General features: G+C 30.3%; 19 protein-coding genes, 1 other RNA gene and 1 riboswitch. Of the genes, 2 read left to right on the forward strand and 18 right to left on the reverse strand.

The genetic code is table 11. The annotated features are described in order from the left end of the window. Positions 1 to 91 precede the first annotated feature (91 nt). Together I4V16_RS09180 and I4V16_RS09185 are read right to left on the reverse strand one after the other, a co-directional pair. The gene (locus I4V16_RS09180; RefSeq protein ID WP_195572946.1) at positions 92 to 1,393 is read right to left on the reverse strand and encodes a PTS sugar transporter subunit IIC; all 1,302 of its coding nucleotides are present in this window, start codon (positions 1,391 to 1,393) and stop codon (positions 92 to 94) included. 27 nt (positions 1,394 to 1,420) lie between these two features. Further along, positions 1,421 to 2,827 (reverse strand): GH1 family beta-glucosidase, encoded by a 1,407-nt coding sequence (locus I4V16_RS09185; protein ID WP_195572944.1) that lies wholly within the window; start codon positions 2,825 to 2,827, stop codon positions 1,421 to 1,423. 226 nt (positions 2,828 to 3,053) lie between these two features. Between I4V16_RS09185 and I4V16_RS09190 the strand changes: the two genes are divergently transcribed. Beyond that, positions 3,054 to 3,764, forward strand: a complete 711-nt coding sequence (locus I4V16_RS09190; protein WP_195572942.1) for a helix-turn-helix domain-containing protein — start codon at positions 3,054 to 3,056, stop codon at positions 3,762 to 3,764. Between the two features lie 75 nt (positions 3,765 to 3,839). Here I4V16_RS09190 and I4V16_RS09195 read toward each other — a convergent pair whose 3' ends face one another. From I4V16_RS09195 to I4V16_RS09240, 11 genes are all read right to left on the reverse strand, one after another. Continuing rightward, entirely contained in the window at positions 3,840 to 4,088 is a 249-nt protein-coding gene (locus tag I4V16_RS09195; RefSeq protein WP_195572940.1) for a holin, read from the reverse strand. A gap of 141 nt (positions 4,089 to 4,229) precedes the next feature. Then, positions 4,230 to 5,615 carry an aminopeptidase gene (locus I4V16_RS09200; RefSeq protein ID WP_099313927.1) on the reverse strand — a complete coding sequence of 462 codons (1,386 nt, stop codon included), beginning with the start codon at positions 5,613 to 5,615 and terminating at the stop codon, positions 4,230 to 4,232. An 80-nt stretch (positions 5,616 to 5,695) separates the two neighbouring features. Beyond that, positions 5,696 to 6,607: an HPr(Ser) kinase/phosphatase gene (gene hprK, locus I4V16_RS09205; RefSeq protein WP_049179594.1), complete on the reverse strand. Its 912-nt coding sequence runs from the start codon at positions 6,605 to 6,607 to the stop codon at positions 5,696 to 5,698. Between the two features lie 13 nt (positions 6,608 to 6,620). Continuing rightward, positions 6,621 to 6,809, reverse strand: a complete 189-nt coding sequence (locus I4V16_RS09210; protein WP_027096765.1) for a DUF896 domain-containing protein — start codon at positions 6,807 to 6,809, stop codon at positions 6,621 to 6,623. A 589-nt stretch (positions 6,810 to 7,398) separates the two neighbouring features. Next, positions 7,399 to 7,592: non-coding RNA, 6S RNA (gene ssrS, locus I4V16_RS09215), on the reverse strand. A gap of 51 nt (positions 7,593 to 7,643) precedes the next feature. Next, the gene (locus tag I4V16_RS09220; RefSeq protein WP_049179593.1) at positions 7,644 to 8,039 is read right to left on the reverse strand and encodes a hypothetical protein; all 396 of its coding nucleotides are present in this window, start codon (positions 8,037 to 8,039) and stop codon (positions 7,644 to 7,646) included. Between the two features lie 16 nt (positions 8,040 to 8,055). Beyond that, positions 8,056 to 8,298 carry a DUF1292 domain-containing protein gene (locus I4V16_RS09225; RefSeq protein ID WP_049179590.1) on the reverse strand — a complete coding sequence of 81 codons (243 nt, stop codon included), beginning with the start codon at positions 8,296 to 8,298 and terminating at the stop codon, positions 8,056 to 8,058. A 140-nt stretch (positions 8,299 to 8,438) separates the two neighbouring features. Then, the gene (locus I4V16_RS09230) at positions 8,439 to 9,614 is read right to left on the reverse strand and encodes an FprA family A-type flavoprotein (RefSeq protein WP_049179588.1); all 1,176 of its coding nucleotides are present in this window, start codon (positions 9,612 to 9,614) and stop codon (positions 8,439 to 8,441) included. A gap of 107 nt (positions 9,615 to 9,721) precedes the next feature. After that, positions 9,722 to 12,004: an RNA polymerase recycling motor HelD gene (helD, locus tag I4V16_RS09235; RefSeq protein WP_195966661.1), complete on the reverse strand. Its 2,283-nt coding sequence runs from the start codon at positions 12,002 to 12,004 to the stop codon at positions 9,722 to 9,724. A 92-nt stretch (positions 12,005 to 12,096) separates the two neighbouring features. Further along, positions 12,097 to 12,225 carry a DUF6019 family protein gene (locus tag I4V16_RS17475; protein ID WP_242959763.1) on the reverse strand — a complete coding sequence of 43 codons (129 nt, stop codon included), beginning with the start codon at positions 12,223 to 12,225 and terminating at the stop codon, positions 12,097 to 12,099. Positions 12,226 to 12,331: 106 nt separating this feature from the next. Next, positions 12,332 to 12,928, reverse strand: a complete 597-nt coding sequence (locus I4V16_RS09240; protein WP_049179584.1) for a TetR/AcrR family transcriptional regulator — start codon at positions 12,926 to 12,928, stop codon at positions 12,332 to 12,334. Between the two features lie 109 nt (positions 12,929 to 13,037). Here I4V16_RS09240 and I4V16_RS09245 point away from each other — a divergent pair, with 109 nt between their 5' ends. Then, the gene (locus tag I4V16_RS09245; protein ID WP_195966662.1) at positions 13,038 to 13,904 is read left to right on the forward strand and encodes a DegV family protein; all 867 of its coding nucleotides are present in this window, start codon (positions 13,038 to 13,040) and stop codon (positions 13,902 to 13,904) included. A 156-nt stretch (positions 13,905 to 14,060) separates the two neighbouring features. Here the strand turns inward: I4V16_RS09245 and I4V16_RS09250 are convergent, their stop codons facing one another. The 5 genes from I4V16_RS09250 to metF all read right to left on the reverse strand — a co-directional run bounded on the left by I4V16_RS09250 (position 14,061) and on the right by metF (position 19,359). Further along, a complete protein-coding gene (locus I4V16_RS09250; RefSeq protein ID WP_099314404.1) occupies positions 14,061 to 14,594 on the reverse strand; it encodes an ECF transporter S component in 534 nt (177 codons plus the stop codon). 343 nt (positions 14,595 to 14,937) lie between these two features. Continuing rightward, positions 14,938 to 17,334, reverse strand: coding sequence for a homocysteine S-methyltransferase family protein (locus I4V16_RS09255; protein ID WP_195617286.1), 2,397 nt, complete (start codon positions 17,332 to 17,334; stop codon positions 14,938 to 14,940). Beyond that, entirely contained in the window at positions 17,324 to 18,013 is a 690-nt protein-coding gene (locus tag I4V16_RS09260; RefSeq protein ID WP_111937625.1) for a methionine synthase, read from the reverse strand. Before I4V16_RS09260 ends, I4V16_RS09255 begins: the two co-directional genes overlap by 11 nt. After that, a complete protein-coding gene (locus I4V16_RS09265) occupies positions 18,003 to 18,458 on the reverse strand; it encodes an S-ribosylhomocysteine lyase (RefSeq protein ID WP_195617284.1) in 456 nt (151 codons plus the stop codon). The genes I4V16_RS09260 and I4V16_RS09265 overlap by 11 nt, the downstream gene beginning before the upstream one ends. A gap of 13 nt (positions 18,459 to 18,471) precedes the next feature. Next, complete coding sequence (gene metF, locus I4V16_RS09270) at positions 18,472 to 19,359, reverse strand: methylenetetrahydrofolate reductase [NAD(P)H] (RefSeq protein ID WP_099314402.1); 888 nt, start codon at positions 19,357 to 19,359, stop codon at positions 18,472 to 18,474. An 80-nt stretch (positions 19,360 to 19,439) separates the two neighbouring features. Beyond that, positions 19,440 to 19,547: riboswitch (SAM riboswitch) on the reverse strand. Positions 19,548 to 19,590: the final 43 nt, after the last annotated feature.

Consider the following 19,590-nt stretch of genomic DNA (forward strand, 5'->3'; position numbering starts at 1 on the left):
TAATCTAAACTCAAAAAAATATACAGGAAAAACTCTTTACCTATGTTTATTTTAGCATATTGCTTAAGCATAGTGTAAAGAGTTTTATTATTTAGTTAGATTCCTCTTGCTTTAACGCCTCTTTATCTAACATCTTCATAAATGGTAAATAAACAACTATTGCTACAGCCAAAATCGCTATTTGAAGAACTGCTCCTTGCCATCCTGAAAGTAAGAAACCTGATATTATAGGTGGAGTAGTCCAAGGTACTTGAGTCGCAGTAAATGGTTGTATAAATCCTAGTGCTATAGATGCATATGTCATTATTACAGCTAATACTGGTACAATTATAAAAGGTATTAGCATTAATGGGTTGAACACTATTGGTAATCCAAAAATTACTGGTTCATTAATATTAAATACACCTGGAATTAATGATAATTTTGATATAGATTTCATTTGCTTTGATTTAGCAATAATAATACCTGCAATAACAAATCCTAGTGTTATTCCAGCACCACCAAACTTTCCAAATATATCAACCATTTGAACAGTAACAATCTTGGCATTATCACCTGCAACCAATGCTTGTCCTGCATCAATAATACTTTGATTATCTAATGCATTAGCTGTTAATATTGGTGACATAATTGCCATAACAACATTTGGTCCATGAATACCACACCACCAAAGTAATGAAATAAAGAACATTATTAAAATAATACCTATTAATGAATCTGATAAACTTTGCATTGGAATTTGAAGTATTTCATAAATAATTTCAGTCATTGAAATACCTTTAACTGCATCACAAACAACATAAATAATCATTGATCCAGTACCTATTACTACACCTGGAATTAAAGCAGTAAATGCGTTAGATACTCCTGTTGGAACACTTTCTGGCATCTTTATTCTTATATCTTTATTTAAAAATAAAGAGTATATAAAACCAACTAATAGACCGATAATAATTGCACATATCATTCCTTGTCCGCCTGTCCATGCCTTTGGAATTACTCCTCCAACAACTTCGCCGGCTTCAGTTACAACAAAAGCATTAGTAACTATTAAAAATGATATAATACCTAAAATACCTGCTGGAACTGCCTCATGACCTTCGTTCCTAGTATAAGCATATGCAATACCAAATACAGCTATAAGTGCTAAAATATCAAATGTTGCACCTGACACTTGATTCAATGGAGTTTGCCAGTTAGCACCAAATATGCTTGCCATTTTATCGCTCCACCCATTAATAGGGAAATTACCTATTAATAAGAATATTGACCCAATTATTGTAGCTGGCATTGTTAGTATAAAACCATCTTTTATTGCAGAGATTGGTTTACTACTTGCAAACTTCATAAAATACGGCATGACCTTCTCAAAAATCTCCTCAATTTTTTTCATAAAAAAATCCCCCTTAAAATAATTTAATTATAAATTTTCCCCTCTAGTTTCTATTATGTTTTTATACCAATAGAAAGATAGTTTCTTCTTGCGTGCTAATTTATTGTTATGATCAACATAGATAAATCCATATTGTTTCTTATAACCATTTAACCAGCTTAATAAATCTATTACAGACCAAGCATAATAACCTTTTAAATTTATTCCTTCTTTTATAGCATTTTTTACTGCTACTAAATGCTCTTCAATAAACTTAATTCTTGGTATATCAACAATTTCTCCGTCAATAATAATATCTTCATCGCCCAATCCATTTTCAGTAATATATATTTTCACATCACCATATCTTGCTTTTAGCATTCTCAAACCATCTAAGAAGCCTTCAGGTGATATCTCCCATCCCCATTTAGTATATTTCTTATCATCATCAATTACTGTTTTAAAATAGCCGTCAAAATAAACTCCTCCTGCTGCTCCAGTTGAATTTTCTCTTGAAAACTTAACGTCGACATCATCTATGTTCTTTATTACCCTTTGAGGCTGATAATAATTTAATCCTATAAAATCATTCTTACTAGCGTTTCTCTTTAGCAACTCTAGTTCCTCTTCTGTCCAATCAGGAGTAATTTCCCTTTTTTTCAAATACTCAACCATATACTCTGGATATTTTCCTAGTAATATTGGATCATAATACCAGTAGGTTTCCATATTATTTGCATGATTCTCTGCATCTAAGTTTTCTTCATTATCATCTACACTAAATGCAGGACTAAATACATGCGTAATACCTATTTCTCCATACTGTTTTAATTTCTTATATAACTCTACTGCTTTAGCATGAGCTACAAATACATTATGAGTTGATTGAAAATACTTCTTTTCATCATTTTGTATTGCCGGTGGATGTGCTCCATTAATATAGCCAAGTTTAGAAAACACTATGGTTTCATTAAAGGTTATCCAATGCTTTACCCTATCCCCAAAAGCTTTAAAACAAACATTTGCATAATTTAAAAAAGCATCGATAGTATCCTTATTAATCCATCCTCCCTTTTCTTGTAACACTTGTGGTAAATCCCAATGATATAATGTTACAAATGGTACTATTCCATATTTTAAGCATTCATTAATTATATTATTGTAAAAATCAATTCCCTTTTGATTTATCTCTCCAGTACCATTAGGTATAATCCTGCACCAAGATACTGAAAATCTGTATGACTCTAATCCCATCTCTGCCATTAACTTTATATCTTCTTTGTATCTATTATAATGATCGATTGCTACATCTCCATTAGTTCCTTCAAAAGTCTTACCTGGTATCTTAGAAAATACATCCCAGTTAGATACCCCTTTCCCATCTTGATTATATCCACCTTCAATTTGATATGCTGCTGATGCCGCACCAAAAAGAAAATCCTTTGGAAATTTCATTTAACCGCCTCCATTCACTTGTATAAATCCGTCATATCAATTATTCTAATCTTTATCATTTGTACCAACAAATCTTACAACACAATAATACCTTTTTATCAAATATCTGTAAATGATTTCTTTTTAATATTTATCCCCATTTTTAATATTTGTACCTACAAATAGTGATTGTTTGCATAAATTGTTATATAATTACATTAACGGATTACACAAGGGGTGAATAATTATGTTTAAATTAATTATCTCTAATTCTTATGATGAAGAGAACTACAATATAGATTGGAAAAGTTACGGGGTTCAAGCCTATTATGAAAATTCTACTGATAAACTAATAGATAAAGTAAAAGAAATAGCTCCTACATTAATAGTTATAAATTCTTTAAATAATAGTTCTGATATTTTGAACAAGCTATCTATTATTAATAAGAATTCTTCTAATATTAATTGCATAGTTATTTCTAATAATAGAGATTTAAAGTTTATAAAAAGCATAGCTAAATTTAATATCTTCTCTTATATAACTCCTCCTTTTATAGAGTTCCAACTACTAAAAGAAGTAGTTATCCTGAAAGAAAAATTAGATACAAAAACCTTTAATACTTCAAATACTCAAAACAAGCTAATATCATATGCATTAAATTATATACATACTAACTATAATGATTATGATTTAACGTTAGATAGTGTAGCAAGTTTTGTATATATAACCCCAGTTTATCTGAGTACTTTATTTAAAAAGGAGATTGGAGTAAACTTCTTAGATTATATTCATAAATATAGGACTGAAAAGTCTAAAGACTTGTTAAATAATAAAAAATACTCAATTAGCAAAATAGCTTTAATGGTTGGATATTCTTCTGAAAAACTATATTCAAGTAAATTTAAAAAGTATAATAATATTACACCAAAACAATATAGGCAATTTTATATGAACTAGAAAAAAATAAAATATATTACAAAAGGAGTTTATGAACTAATTATTTAGTACATAAACTCCTTAACTAATCACTTATTATTTTTCTAGTTTATCATCATTTGTTTCTTCAGGTATTTCTTCTTTTGTTTTATCATCTAAATAACCTTTATTTCCAGAAGTAGGGTTATTTAATATTCCAGCCATAACTAATACACCCAGTAAGGCAACAACTATTTCTTCGTAATTACCTGGTAGTACATTAACCCCAAATCCTTGTAAAACCAAGGGAATTAACGCAAATATTGAAACCCATAATCCATAGTTTTTAAAACGGGATAAATCCATATAGTAGCACCCCCTTTTACACTTATATTATATGTAAAGTAGGAGGTAACTGTTACATAACTTCATTATTATAAAATTATGAATAGATTTAATTTTTCACATAGAAAAGAAACTGCTCAAATTTGAGCAGTTTCTTTGTAATTAAGCCTCTAATAAGAAAGCATAATATCCTTTCATAGCTTCATATATGTCAACCTTACTAGCAACTTCCCAAGGTGCATGCATATTATGAAGGGCAACACCACAATCTATAACTTCCATATTGTAATTAGCTAAGATATAAGCGATTGTTCCACCGCCTCCTTGGTCAACCTTTCCTAGTTCAGCTGTTTGGAATGCAACATCATGCTTATCCATAATAGCTCTAAGTTCTGCTATGAACTCTGGATTAGCATCATTACATCCTCCCTTACCTCTAGAACCTGTATACTTATTGAATACTAGTCCTTTACCAAAATAAGCAGAGTTCTTCTTTTCCATTACTGATGGATAATTAGGGTCAAAAGCAGCACTAACATCTGAAGATAACATCTTAGAATTCTTTAATGCTCTTCTAAGTTTTATATCAGAATAATCTCCTACTCTATCCATAACTTCTGCAACAGTATTTTCAAAGAATTTAGATTGCATTCCTGTAGCACCAACACTACCTATTTCTTCTTTATCAACTAAAAGACATACACATGTTTTATCTATTTTTTCAACCTTTAGCATTGCCATAAGTGAAGTGTATGAACATACTCTATCATCATGACCATATGCCATAACCATACTTCTATCAATACCGTAATCTCTAGCCTTACCAGCTGGTACAATTTCAAGTTCTGCTGATAAGAAATCTTCTTCTTCTATTCCATACTTATCATTTAATATCTTTAATATATTAGCCTTAACAGCATCTTTTTCTTCATCTTTTAATGGCATACTACCAACAAGTACGTTTAGGTCCTCACCTTCAATTACCTTGTTAGCTTTCTTTTCTTGTTGAGTTTGAGCTAAGTGAACTAGAAGATCTGATATTCCTATTACAGGATCATTATCATCTTCACCAATAACTATATCAACCTTAGTTCCATCCTTCTTGCAAACTACACCATGTATAGCTAAAGGTAATGTAACCCATTGATATTTCTTTATTCCACCATAATAATGTGTTTCTAAAAGGGCAAGGTCTGTATCTTCATATAATGGATTTTGCTTTAAATCTAATCTTGGAGAATCTATATGTGCCCCTAATATCTTCATTCCATCTTCCATAGGTCTTTCACCAACTATAAACAAAGCTATAGCTTTATCCATATTGTTTGCATAGACCTTATCTCCAGCCTTTAAAGCTTCGCCATTTTTAATAACATCATCTAGATTCTTATAGCCATTTTCTTCAGCTATTCTAATAGTTTCCTTTACACATTCTCTTTCTGTTTTGCATAGGGACATAAAGTTCTTATATCCTTCATTAAAGTCGAATATCTCCTTTATACCTTGTTCATCATATTTTTCCCATGCGCATTTTTCATTTTTGCTCATACTTTATAGCCTCCTTTAATATATAGAAATAGTTTATCCCTTATCCTCAACTTTTATATTGGAAGATAGGGATAAACTTATTACTTATCGCTAACTAAATTCATTCTGCTTTCTATTATATCTACAGCAGAAACATTAGACATTAATGAATATCTATAGTTTACTGCTGCTGCTTCAATAATTACAGCAATATTTCTACCTGGCCTTACCGGTACAGTTAACTTTCTAACTGGTACACCTAATATATCCATATAGTCAAAGTTATTTCCTAATCTATCATAATCATTATCATCTTTCCAATGTTCAAAGTGCATTACTAAAGTTATTGTCTTCTTTAAAAGAATAGAACTTATACCATAAAGAGCTGGTACATCTATAATTCCAATTCCTCTAACCTCTAACATACCTCTAGTTATGCTTGGAGATGATCCTATTAGTTCCCCATCAATTTCTTTTATATCAACAGCATCATCTGTAACTAATCTGTGTCCTCTCTTAATTAACTCTAATGCTGTTTCGCTCTTACCTATACCACTTTCTCCAGTAATTAATATACCAATACCTGATACATCAACTAAAACTCCGTGAAGACGTGTTTCTGGTGCTAGCTTATCTGATAAATAGATAGTTAAATTACTCATAAGCTTTGTAGTAACTAAATTACTTCTAAGCACCCATATATTTTTCTTATTTGCAGCATTAATTAACTCTTCATGAGGTTCAAGACCTCTAGACATAATTATGCAATGCATAGGAAATGTAAAATACTTATTTAATCTCTTCTTCCTAAACTCAACCTGCATATCATCCAAAAAACTCCATTCAGCCTTACCTATTACCTGTAATCTTTCAGGCGCAAAATAATTATAAAATCCTGCAAGTTGAAGCCCTGGCCTATTTATATCGTTTACGGTTATAAGCTCATTTGGTTTTCCTTCTACTAAAACCTCTAAGTCAAAATCTTTAATTAGTTTCTCAACTGTTACTGACAATCCCCATCACCCTTTATTTTTTATTAAGTTCTATCCCATCTAATTGTACTCTAAAATTCCTTTTAACATTATCAATATATCTTCTTCTAAGCTTTTGTTGTATTTCCTTTTCTTTATCTGATAAACCTTCTTCTTGGCTTTTTTTATAAAGCATATTTATGTGTTCTATTACTTCTTCTATTTTCATTGAATCTATATCCATTACTACAACTCCTTTGTTACTTCTTAAGCTTATTTTACCTATAATTCTCTATATTATCAACCTTTCACAAGGTTAATATTTCTTAACTTTATCTTACTTTCTGTTATTTTCTATTAATATTTTCGCCAAATTTCGTATTTAAAATACTTTTATTATTGTAGATATTATTTAATTCTTCTTTAAGAAAACCTTTGCTAATTTACTTTTGTTAATTCTTGTCACTTAATGTTGCATGAAATAATTTTACATTTTTTCGGGGCATGTTATAATAATAAATAAGGAAAACTTACGAATTTTGGAAAAAGAGGTGATATTATGAAAATACATAAGCTATCAAAAATAATTAGACGTGAAAAATTATTTTTAAATATATTATTAAAGTTTCTTTCCCCAACTAATAAAATTTGTGTTCTCTTATCGCAAAAGTTGGACAAGCACGTAGCACTCTATCAGCATCACATTTACATAAGGTATAAGAGGAAACATAGAAAATACTTTGAACCTCGAAGATTAACGGCCTAAATATCCGAATAATAAATGAATAAAAAATACCTCAATAATAAAATTATTGAGGTATTTAAAGTCAATACTAAGTCCCAACATGCCGTTTGCTTATATATTCAGACCTGCTCCTCGCAGGTGGGTTAAGCTCATTCTACTTTTGCCATCTTCTGCCACAAAATTGTGAATTAACTGAAGCCCGACATCCATAAAAGTTGTTGCAAATCCCGTTTATCATATGTAGGTTGAATATGATAAGCTAGGCGCACATCTCAGGATTTCTTATGACTCTATTATAGCACATTTTTTTTTCATTTCAATAGAAATTATTTACTATAAGTAATCGTTTAAAGTTTCTTCCAAATCTTCCTCAAAATCCTCTGAACACAAGATAGCAACAAACTTCATATAGTCTGCATTATTAACATCAATTTCAACTTCTTTTATCTTACTTGCAAGCTCAAGTTCATCTCCTAAATCTTCTACAATGCCTTCAACATTATCCTTAGCAATATCAGATAAATATGATAAATACCAATCACGATACCATTCATCGCTCTCTTCTTCTAAATCACTTTCTTCATTGGCATATGCTCTTGCCGCAAGTATTTCATCTTTGTCAAAATCATAATAAAATTTTAAAACTATAAAATTATCTTCTGTTTTAATTTCTTCAATTTCAGATAATCCATTTTCCTCTAAAAATTCTATTATTTCTGTTGTTTGCATAGTAAAACTCCCCTTATTAATATACTAATTTTTTATATTCCTTTTTAACTGCTAAGAACTCTTCATCATCTTCTACAAGATTAAGTTCTTCTTTTCCATCTACATTATCAACTCTAAAGATAAATACGTCTTCACTTTCTTCATCTAAAGGCGCTAATAATAAATATTCTTGCTCTTTTAAATATATTCTAGCAACTGCTTCAAAGTCGACTTTATTTCCATCTTCATCTCTAAAAGACATTATTTCTCTATCTTCCATTTTCTGTACCTCACTTTACTTAAGTTATTATTTCCATTGTATTATATTATAAACATATGTTAAGTTAAATAGAAAATAAATAAATTCACAAATTCACTTTCCTAGACATAAAAGAAGAAACTGCCACAAGGCAGTTTCTATTACATATTTTCTATGAACTTTTCAATCATCTCATCAGCTTCTTTATACTCTTTTTCAGCTGGTACAAATTTAAATCTAAATCCTGGATCTACAACTTTTAATCCTAAAGACTTCATTCTATCTGTAAGCATTGGAACTGCATTACCGCCCCATCCGTAAGAACCAAATGCCATAGCGGCTGTTCCTCTATTTACTATTGGATTAACAAGGGATAGTAAATCCCAAGCTGGCTTAACTGCATCTGCATTAATTGTAGGTGATCCTACCATGAATCCTTTTGCCTTTTCAACTAATGCAATACAATCTTCAATTTTCATTGAAGTTATTTCATGAACTCCAGCTTTATATCCTTTTTCGTTAAGTTTTTCACTAATATACTTAGCCATTGCTTCTGTATTTCCATAAGCAGAAATATAGAATATTTCAACTTTCTTAGAATCTATAGGTTCCTCTGTTGCCCATTCTCTATATAACTCTAAATATTTCTTTACATCTTCTCCTTTATGAATTGGTCCATGGCTTGTTCCTATCATTTCTATATCTAAGTCCTTAATCTTATCAAGAGCTTTTAAAACAAAAGGCTTAAATGGTCCCATAATACAATCAAAGTAGTATTTCATTTCAGTTACGTAATCATCTCCACCAACATCTAAAACTGTTCCATCTGGACAATAATGACATCCTGTAAAGTCACATGTAAATAAGAATTTGCTTTCTCTTACATATGTAAACATTGTATCTGGCCAATGTAAGTTTGGAGCCTTTATAAATTGTAAAGTTGTCTTTCCTAAAGATATATCTTCATTAACTTCTCTAAAATTAAAAGGCTTATTTAAAATTTCTTTTAAATAATTAATAGCAGCTTTTGTTCCTAAAACTGTAGCTTCTGGATAATCATCTAAAAGCTTAGTTAAAGATCCGCTATGATCTAATTCTGTATGTTGAACTACTATATAATCAACATTTCTTTCCCCAATTACATCCTTTAACTTTTCTTTAAAATCTTCATAAAAACCATTTTTGCAAATATCAACTACAGCAACCTTCTCATCATCAATAACATATGAATTATAAGTTGTTCCCCTCTTAGTCTCCATAATAATATCAAAGATTCTTAGTTCTGCATCTTTAACACCAATCCAATGTATATTATCTTTTAAGTTAACTGCTGGCATTTTGTTCCCTCCTAATAATTATTATCTTATAACATTAATTTTATTATACTCCCATCCTGACTTTGTTACAATATTATCAACAAACAATTTACTTTATTAACTCATATTTAATTATTATTCTCTTTAATCATAAATGTCATTCTATTAAGTTTTATTATATATTCATAGTGAAGAGCCCTCGTTAAAGATACATACAGCAGTCTTTTGTCTAAAATATTGTCACCATAGCTTTCTTCACTTGGATTTAAAATTATTGTACAATCGAACTCTAATCCCTTAGTAAGATATGAAGGAATTATAATTAACTCATCTTCTAACTTTTTCTCTTTTCCCTTTATCAAAGTAAAAGGATTTTTAGTTTTTAACTTTTTAAATAATTTTAATGCTTCATGGCTATTTTTTGTAACTATAGCTATACTCCTCTTACCATTTTCTCTTACCTCTTCCACTATATTATCTATTACCTCTGAGTATTCATTAATACTTTCTACCTCTATTACCTTTGGCACATCACCATGCCTTAATACTGGCATTGCATTCTTTAATCCAAGTTTTTGTGCTTTTAAAGCTCCTGAAACAAAATCAATAATTTCTACCGTTGATCTATAGCTTTGTGTTAATTGTATATAAGTTGCATTTCCCTTAAATAAACCTTCTGTTATGTCTTCCCATTTTTCTATTCCCTTGTAATAATAAATTCCCTGTGCTAAATCTCCAACTAAAGTTAATGAATTTCCTCTAGATAATTTATTTATTAAATATATTTGAAGAGGACTGTAATCTTGAGCTTCATCCACCACAATATGTTGGAACTTCTCTTTTTCATCTATCCCCTCTAAAATCATTCTTATATATAAAAGTGGTGCTAAATCATCCTCATCTATAATATTACTTTCATAATTTTTATTAATTTCAGCCTTCATAAAGCTTGCTAATTCTTCAGGTACTTTTCCATCAATAGAGATATCAAATAATATTTCATCATTAAAAAAATTATAGTATATATCCTTTGGATTTATTCCTCTCCAATTTTTGAAATAGTTATTAAATTCTTTTTTAGAATTAGACTTTATATTATTTTTCATTTCATCTCTTTTATCATAAAGTTTAATAAGCCCCTCTCTTCTTTCTTGAGAGTCTTTTAAATTCATCTTAAATTCTTTTATTTTTACATCCCATTCTCTATCAATTCTTAATGTTAATTCTTCTATCTTTTCTTTTAATTTAAGATTTAAATATCTCTTAATCTCATCTTTCCTCTTATTAATTGGATATGACTTTAAATCTTTTAAATACAACCTTGCAATTTCTTTTCTGGAAAACAAAACATAATCATCTACCTTTATATCCTCTATTTCCATAGAGCTTCCCTCAACTAAAGCAATATATCTATCAAGAATAGTTTTAAATAAAAGGCTTCCTTTAACTTTGGATGAATTTGAAATATTTAGCCTTCTCTCATCATCCTTTTCCTCCATTAAATCCTTAAGCTTTTCATCTTTATTATAGATTTTCCCCTTTAATTTAAGCTTTGATAACATAAGCTCTTCGAAGGTATTTTGATTTACCTCAGTTGCTCCTAATGATGGTAAAATATCTGAAATATAATCTAAAAATAGCTTATTAGGTGCCAAAACTAATATTTCATTACCACTCATTTTTTCCTTATATCTATAAATTAAATAAGCTAGTCTATGAAGTGCTATTGTTGTCTTTCCCGATCCTGCTGATCCTTGAACTATTATCGGTAAATTCTTTGGCCACCTTATAATGTCATTTTGCTCCTTTTGAATGGTTGCAACTACTTCCTTAAGCTTCTTACCTCTACTTGTTTCAAGATTAATCTTAAGGAATTTATCTACTAACTCTTCTCCTTCTTCTCCATTTATCATAAGCTCATTTATTCCTTCATCAAAGATTTGCTTTATATCGCCATCTTCAAAAAGGAATTTTCTCTTAAGCTCAAGTTTCCCCTCTATTATTCCACTAGGAGCTTTATAATAAGCCTCTCCCCCTGTTCCACTATAATATAAATCTGCTACGGGGGCTCTCCAATCTACTACTATTTCATCCCCATTTTGACTATTATTAATTCCCTGCTTTCCAATATAAATTTTTTCTGTTAATCCCCTATATTCTCTAAAGTCTACTCTACCAAAGTAAGGTGCTTCTAAAGCGTTTTTATAACTATCAATATCCTTAGACAAAACCTCACTTATTTTCTCTACTGCCTCTTTTTCTACATCATACTTTCCCTTAGTTTCTTTTCTTAAATTATTAAGCTTGTTTTCTATATTTAAAGCATCAGACCTCTTTTGCTCTAATTCAAATTTTATTATGTCTCTTTTTTCTTTAAGTATCTTCTTTTCTTCTAATAAATTTATATTCATAAGTTCTTACCTCATATTTTATTTATATATTTAATTATAGACTATAAAAAGCCCTGTAATCAGAGCCTTTTACAATTTACTATTAATTTCTTTTATTTGTTTTTATCTTTTTCTATTTTCTTATAAGCATCATAAATTCCATCTCTTACTGCTTCTCTAATGACTACATAAGCAAATAATACCACAATGCATCCCCCTACTAAAGATATCAAAATCCCCATGTTTATCCCCCTTACCAATAATCATATAACTCTCTAATATTCATTTACCTATATTTTACATTTTGTAAAACAAAAAAGAAACCAGATATTTTCCAGTTTCTTGAATTTAACATTCATTTATTAATACGCCTGCCATTATGGTTTTAAAATCCATTTCAAATTGTTCTAACAAATTATAATCTCCATTGTGAATTCCCCAGTCAAAAATAAGCCCACGTAAAAACCTAATACAATAGTTTGTTAAATATTCCAAGGTATACCCTGATGATATAACCCCTTCATCAATACAACGATTAAGCTGTTCTTTTATTGCTTGATAATATGGTCGTTTAGGATCAAAAACAGAAATATTAACTCCATCTAACAATACTTTATGATACTCCTTAACTAGTATCCCAGCCTCATTTACAATAAAGAGTACATATATTTTTAAAATTTCATGTAGTCCATGCATTATCTCCATATCATTACATGATTTAATAAAATCTGGTGTAACTAGCTTGTCAATTTGGTAATATGTATCCTTTAATAATTCCTCTTTACTACTGTAATAATGATAAAATGCTCCATTAGAAACTCCTGAATTCTTACAAATATCACGAATGGTTGTATTTTTAACTCCCTTTTCTTTAACCAACTTTATAGTAGCTGATAAGAGCTTCTCTTTTGTATCAGACGTACATTTATAACTGTTTCTACGCATAATTTTCACCTCTTATTTTTCGATTATACTTTATATCAAATTGACAAGCAAGTTAAAACTATCCTATAATATTTTAAAACAGAGCATTGCTCTGGATTGGAGGGAACGCATGAAAAATAAAATAGCAATTGTAACTGACACAAATAGTGGGATAACTCAAGAAGAAGCAAAAGAATTAGGTATTTACTTAATAGCAATGCCATTTTTTATAAATGATAATACATATTATGAAGGAATAACATTATCTCAAGAAGAGTTTTTTAAAAAGCTAGAAGCTGATGAAAATATATCAACCTCTCAACCTTCACCTGGAACAGTAATAGAACTTTGGGACAACCTATTGAAAGATTATGATTATGATTATATTTTACATATTCCTATGTCAAGTGGATTAAGTAGCTCTATGGAAACTGCTAGAATGCTTTCTAGCGATTATGAGGGAAAAGTTTTAGTAGTTGATAACAAAAGAATATCAGTTACATTTAGGCAATCTATTTTAGATGCTTTATACCTTATAGAGAAAGGACTATCTGCAAAAGAGATACAAGAAATTTTAGAAAAAGAAGCTTTAGAATCTATAATCTATGTTACAGTTGATACATTAAAATATCTAGAAAAAGGCGGTCGTATTACCCCTGCTGTAGCTGCTTTAGGAAGTATGTTTAATATAAAGCCAGTTTTACTAATTGATGGTGGAAAGCTAGATACATATAAGAAAGTTAGAGGGTTAAAAAGTGCTCAAAAAGCAATGATAGAAGCAATTAAAAATGATATAGAAAATAGATTTAAAGGAACGGATTATTTAATTCAGACAGCTTACTCAGGTGATCTTGAACAAGGTAAGAAGTGGAATGAAACAGTTAAACAGGCATTTCCAGAACATGATGTTTATAACGATGTACTTCCAATGAGTATATGTTGTCATGTTGGACCTGGAGCTTTAGGAATAACATGTGTTAAGAAAATATCTTTATAGTCAACTAAAAAAAGTGGTAATCAAAATTATTATTTTGATTACCACTTTTATACATTATACCTTCTTACCTTTTTACCTTCTTACCTTTTTACCTTCTTACCTTGATTATCTTGATTATCTTGATTAACTCTTGTACCTTCTTAACTACTACCTAGTCTATATTTCTGCAGTATTATTAAATTCGCCAAAGGTATCATATATATTACATCTTCTTGCTCTGCTTACACCCTTTATTACGGCATATGATAATACGCTATCAAAGAAATGATGTGCTATAGTACCAATACAAGTAATTACAATTAAATAGTATAGATCAAATCCTACAAAAGGAATAACAACAAGTGCTTCTGCTAGTCCATGCATAGGTGCAGTTACAATAGTTGCTAATTTATAATTCTTCTTTTTCTTAATTATTAATGCCCCAACATATCCAACTAAAATATGTGTTGCTGCTCTAAATACAACTGGCATTATTGTACCTGTTAATAAAAATCCAATTGTTGACCCTATTCCTACCACAATGGCAACCATTGGTGAAATCATCATAGCAACAAACATTGGTAAATGTGATGCTGGTGTTGCTGTAAAAGGTCCTATTATTACTTTTATACCACTAAATATTACTGGTATTATAATTGCTAGCGCTATAAGTAATGCTGCATAAATCATTTGTTTTGTTTTATTTCTCATTTTTATATCCCCCTCTAGTGTATATACACCAGTTTACACTATATATTTACTCTTGTAAACTTAGTTAAACATTTACAAAAAAAATAATGTATGTAAGATATTCATTTTATGCTCCATTATTAATGGAGAGTTTTCTCCAAACATAGAAACATCAGATTGCAGGTACTTTGCTTTAAATGAAATTCCTGAATTATCTGTAAGTCGAACATCACAGGATCAAATAAAGATGTGTTTTGATGCATATAATTCTCCTAACTGGGAAGTTGTTTATGATTAAGAAAAGAAACTACCAAAAGCAGTTTCTTCCTATCTCTTTGTTATTTTTGTTGTATTTTTCTCCTTATCAACTTTTAAAAAACTCTTTAGCAATTTCAACTGCTTCTTTAGCATCTTTTGAATAGTAGTCTGCACCTATCATATCAGCATACTCCTTAGTTAATACTGCTCCTCCTACAAATACCTTACCTTTATAGCCTGCACCCTTTAAAGCCTTTATAGTCTCTTCCATGCTTTTAATTGTAGTTGTCATTAAAGCACTTAAACCAACTAATTGTATATCTTCATCCATAGCAGTTTTAACTACACTTTCTATAGGTACATCCTTACCTAAATCTAAAATATCATATCCGTAATTCTGAAGAATAACCTTAACTATATTTTTACCTATATCATGAATATCTCCCTTTACAGTAGCTAAAATAATTCTTCCCTTTGAAATATTGCTTTCCTTTTTATCACTTAATTTTTCCTTTATAACCTCAAAAGCATTCTTTACTGTTTCTGCTGATTGTATAAGCTGTGGTAAGAAAATTTCACCCTTTTCATACTTTTGTCCTACTTCATCTAAAGCAGGAATAAGCATATTGTTTACAACTTCAAGTTCCTCCATGGTTTCTAGAAGCTCTCTTGTTGCAATGGACGCCTCTTCTTTAAGACCTTTTATTACAATATACTTTAAATCCTTATTAACTGTAGAATCTTCCTTTTTAATAATCCCAGCTGTAACCACTCCTCTTTCTACTTTTCCACTACCATAAAGGTAAATATATTTCTCAGCTCCCTTATCATAGTTATAAAGAACATTATAAGAGTTAATTACGTCCATCATCCCTCTACTGTTAGGATTCATTATAGGCAAATCTAACCCAGAACCTAAAGCTAAGGAAAGAAATGTTTCATTAATTAATTCTCTGCAAGGTAATCCAAATGATATATTAGAAACACCAAGTAATGTTTTTACTCCTAATCTTTCCTTAACCATTCTTAATGCCTTAAGAGTTTCTTTAACCTCTGCCTGCTGTGCTGATGCTGTAAGAACCAGGCAATCTATGAACACATTGCTTTTATCTATTCCATATTCCTTAGCTTTCATTACTATCTTTTCTGCTATTTTAAATCTCTCTTCAGCTGTAGGAGGAATTCCTTTTTTATCTAAAGTAAGACCTACAACATTAGCACCATACTTTTTAACTAATGGAAGTATCTTTTCTAGAACCTCATCTTCACCATTTACTGAGTTTACTATTGCTTTTCCATTATAAGCTCTAAGTCCAATTTCTATTGCATTTATGTCCGATGAATCTATTTGAAGTGGGGTATCTATTATTCCTTGTATTTCCTTTACTACCCTCTTCATCATATCTTTCTCATCTATCTCTGGTAGACCTACATTTACATCTAGAATTTCTGCCCCTGCCTCAACTTGGTCTATGGCTTGCTTTAAAATATAATCCATATCATTATTCTTTAAAGCTTCTTTAAATAACTTCTTACCTGTTGGGTTAATTCTTTCTCCAATTACCTTTACCCCTTCTATTTCTATCACCTTAGAAGGTGTACATACTGCTGAATAAGAAACCTTTCCCCTTTTAACCCTTTTATTATTATCTGCTAACTCTCTTAACTCTTTAATAAACCCTGGAGTAGTACCACAACATCCACCAATTATACTTACTCCTTCTTTAATAAATTCCTTTACCCAAGTAGAAAAATCCTTAGCTGAAATATCATAAATAGCTTCACCAAACGATATTGTTGGAAGTCCTGCATTAGGTTGAGTCATTATAGGAAGATTAGTCCACTTCTTTATCCTTTTTACTATTGGTAATAGTTCCTTAGGCCCTAAAGAACAATTTATTCCTATGGCATCTGCTCTTAGCCCCTCTAGAACCATAGCCATACTTTCTGGTGTACAACCTGTAAATGTCCTTCCATTCTCCTCAAAAGACATTGTACAAAATACAGGAAGACTAGTATTTTCTTTTGAAGCAAGTAATGCTGCTTTTGCTTCATATAAATCAGTCATAGTTTCTATTAGAATAATATCTGCTCCTGACTTTTCCCCTTGCACTACTTGTCTTTTAAATATTTCATAAGCTTCATCAAAGCTCAATGTTCCCATTGGTTCAAGTAATTGCCCTATTGGTCCAACATCTAATGCTATATAAGCTTCACTATTTCCTCTAGCGTCTTTTGCTATAGATACAGCAGCATCCACTATCTCTTCTACTGAATATCCTGTTTCTTCAAGCTTTAATTCATTTGCTCCAAAGGTATTAGTTGTAATAACCATAGCACCTGAATTTAGGTATTCTTCATGTATCTCTCTAACTTTATCTTTCTCTTTTATATTGAATAGTTCTGGGTTTTCCCCAAGCTTTAATCCCTTTTTTTGAAGCATAGTACCCATAGCCCCATCAAAAACTAGTATATTATCTTCTAAATACTTCTTAACTTCCACAAACAATCCCCTCTTTTCTAAAGCTACAATTTTCATAATTCTTGCAAACCTCACAGCCTTTTTTCTTGACTTCTTTATCCTTTGGAATTAATCCAATAATAGCTGTTACAGACTTCCTTGGCATTAATAAGTTATGAGCTGAAACTGTTAATCCTATAGTTTTCTCTGCCTTTAGTGTATTTATTATATCTTTTTGAACATCTAATGATAAATCTCCATATCCTGGGCTATATCTAAAGGTTATAGACTCTCCATTTCCTATTGCTTCACTCTTTATATAAGCCTCTAACTTATCGCATATCTCTTCTACTGCTGTAGTGGCACAAGAGTCTAATATTAAAGACTTAGTTAAATTAGTTTTGCCATAGAGGTTAATCCTCTTTTCAATATTTCCCCCTATGGTAACCCCCATTAATACACATTCCTTAGAATCTTTTAAATGCTCTTTTATATCATTTCCAGTTAAAAGAATATTTGTCCCTAATAACTTTACTCCATTCTCTACTAAACTCACATTACACCTAGATGTAATGAATCTTGGAGTTATTAAAGTTTTACTTTCCTCTATGGTTAATTTTATTAATTCATCTAATTTTTCATCTATTAGCTGAGACCTATAACCTAAATACCTAAGGACTTCATCCTTAGGTATTTCTAGTTTTCCTATTTTATTCTCCATAAATATTTAAAGAAAATCCTCTTTCTAAAGCTTCTTTTGCATATTCCTTTGCTCCAAATAGGGATAGGTCTCTATAATTACCACATTGTATTTCATTGGCAGCTGGCATTTCTTTAGCATTTAATATATCCTTAAGTGCATATTCTAAGGCTTCCTTAATTTCTGCTGCTTCTCTATCTCCCCAAATACTCAAATAAAAGCCTGTTCTACATCCCATTGGAGATAAATCTATAATACCTTCAAGCTTTTCTCTTAGTGTATGTGCTAATAAATGTTCTAATCCATGCATTGCAGCTGTACCAAAAGCTTCTTTATTAGGTTGTAAAAATCTAAGATCAAACTTAGTAACCTTATCTCCCATCTTTCCATCTAACAAACAACACTTTCTAACATAAGGAGCTTGCACTTTTCTATGGTCTAATTCAAAACTTTCTACTTTATTCATTCTTAAATTCCTCCTAAACTAATTCCACTTTATTAACTGATTCTATTATTCTTCCTACGCTACCTGAAATTTTTTCTGCAACGTAGGGATTATTCATTACATATAAATGTATTCCTTCTACACCTGTTGATACTAAATCTACTATTTGTTCTACTGCATAAGCTATACCAGCATCCCTTAACGCTTCTGGATTATGCTCATATCTCTCCATTATTCTTTTAAACTTATCTGGAAGTGATGCACCACTTAAGGCTACCATTCTTTCTATTTGCTTCTTATTTGTAACAGGCATTATTCCAGCTTCAATAGGAAGATTTATATTTGCTGCACGAACTTCATTCTTAAAGTTATAGAATAGATTATTATCAAAAAATAACTGAGAAATAAAATAAGATGCTCCTGCTTCTTCTTTTCTCTTCATGCTTTCTATTTCTCTATATAACCCTTTATGCTCTATATGTCCTTCTGGATAACATGCAGCTGCTATATTAAAATTCCCCTTTTTATTTATAAAGTCTATAAGCTCATTAGCATGATTAAATTCCCCAATAATCTTTCCATCTGCCGGTACATCACCTCTAAGTCCAAGAATGTTTTCTATATTATTTTCTTTAAGTTTTTCCAAATAATACTCTATTTCATTTTTAGTAGAACTTATACAAGTAAGATGAGCTACTGCCTCTATTCCATATTTATTTTTCACTAAGGATGAAAGTTCAATTGTTCTATTATCTTGTACACTTCCACCTGCCCCAAAAGTAATACTCATATAATCTGGACTAAGTCCCTTTAATGACTCTAAAGTCTTATAAATTGTTTCTATTGATGATGTTGTTTTGGGTGGAAATATCTCAAAGGAGAATACCACCTTTTTGTTCTCAAATAACTCTTTTATATTCATTTTTATGCCCCCAATTATTTAAATAATAAAAAAATGCCTAAAGGTAATCCTCTAGGCATAAATAAATACACTACAAAATAACCTTATCTTTCAGCTTTACGCTGCAGGAATTAGCACCACATATGCTTATGATTCATATCGGTTGCTGGGTTTCATCGGGCCAGTCCCTCCACCTCTCTTGATAAGAGAAATATTCATTTTTATCAATTATATCCTAATTAATACATTTTG

The sequence above is a fragment of the Clostridium sp. 1001283B150210_160208_E6 genome (genome assembly GCF_015669365.1).
Taxonomy (GTDB): Bacteria; Bacillota; Clostridia; order Clostridiales; family Clostridiaceae; genus Clostridium; species Clostridium paraputrificum.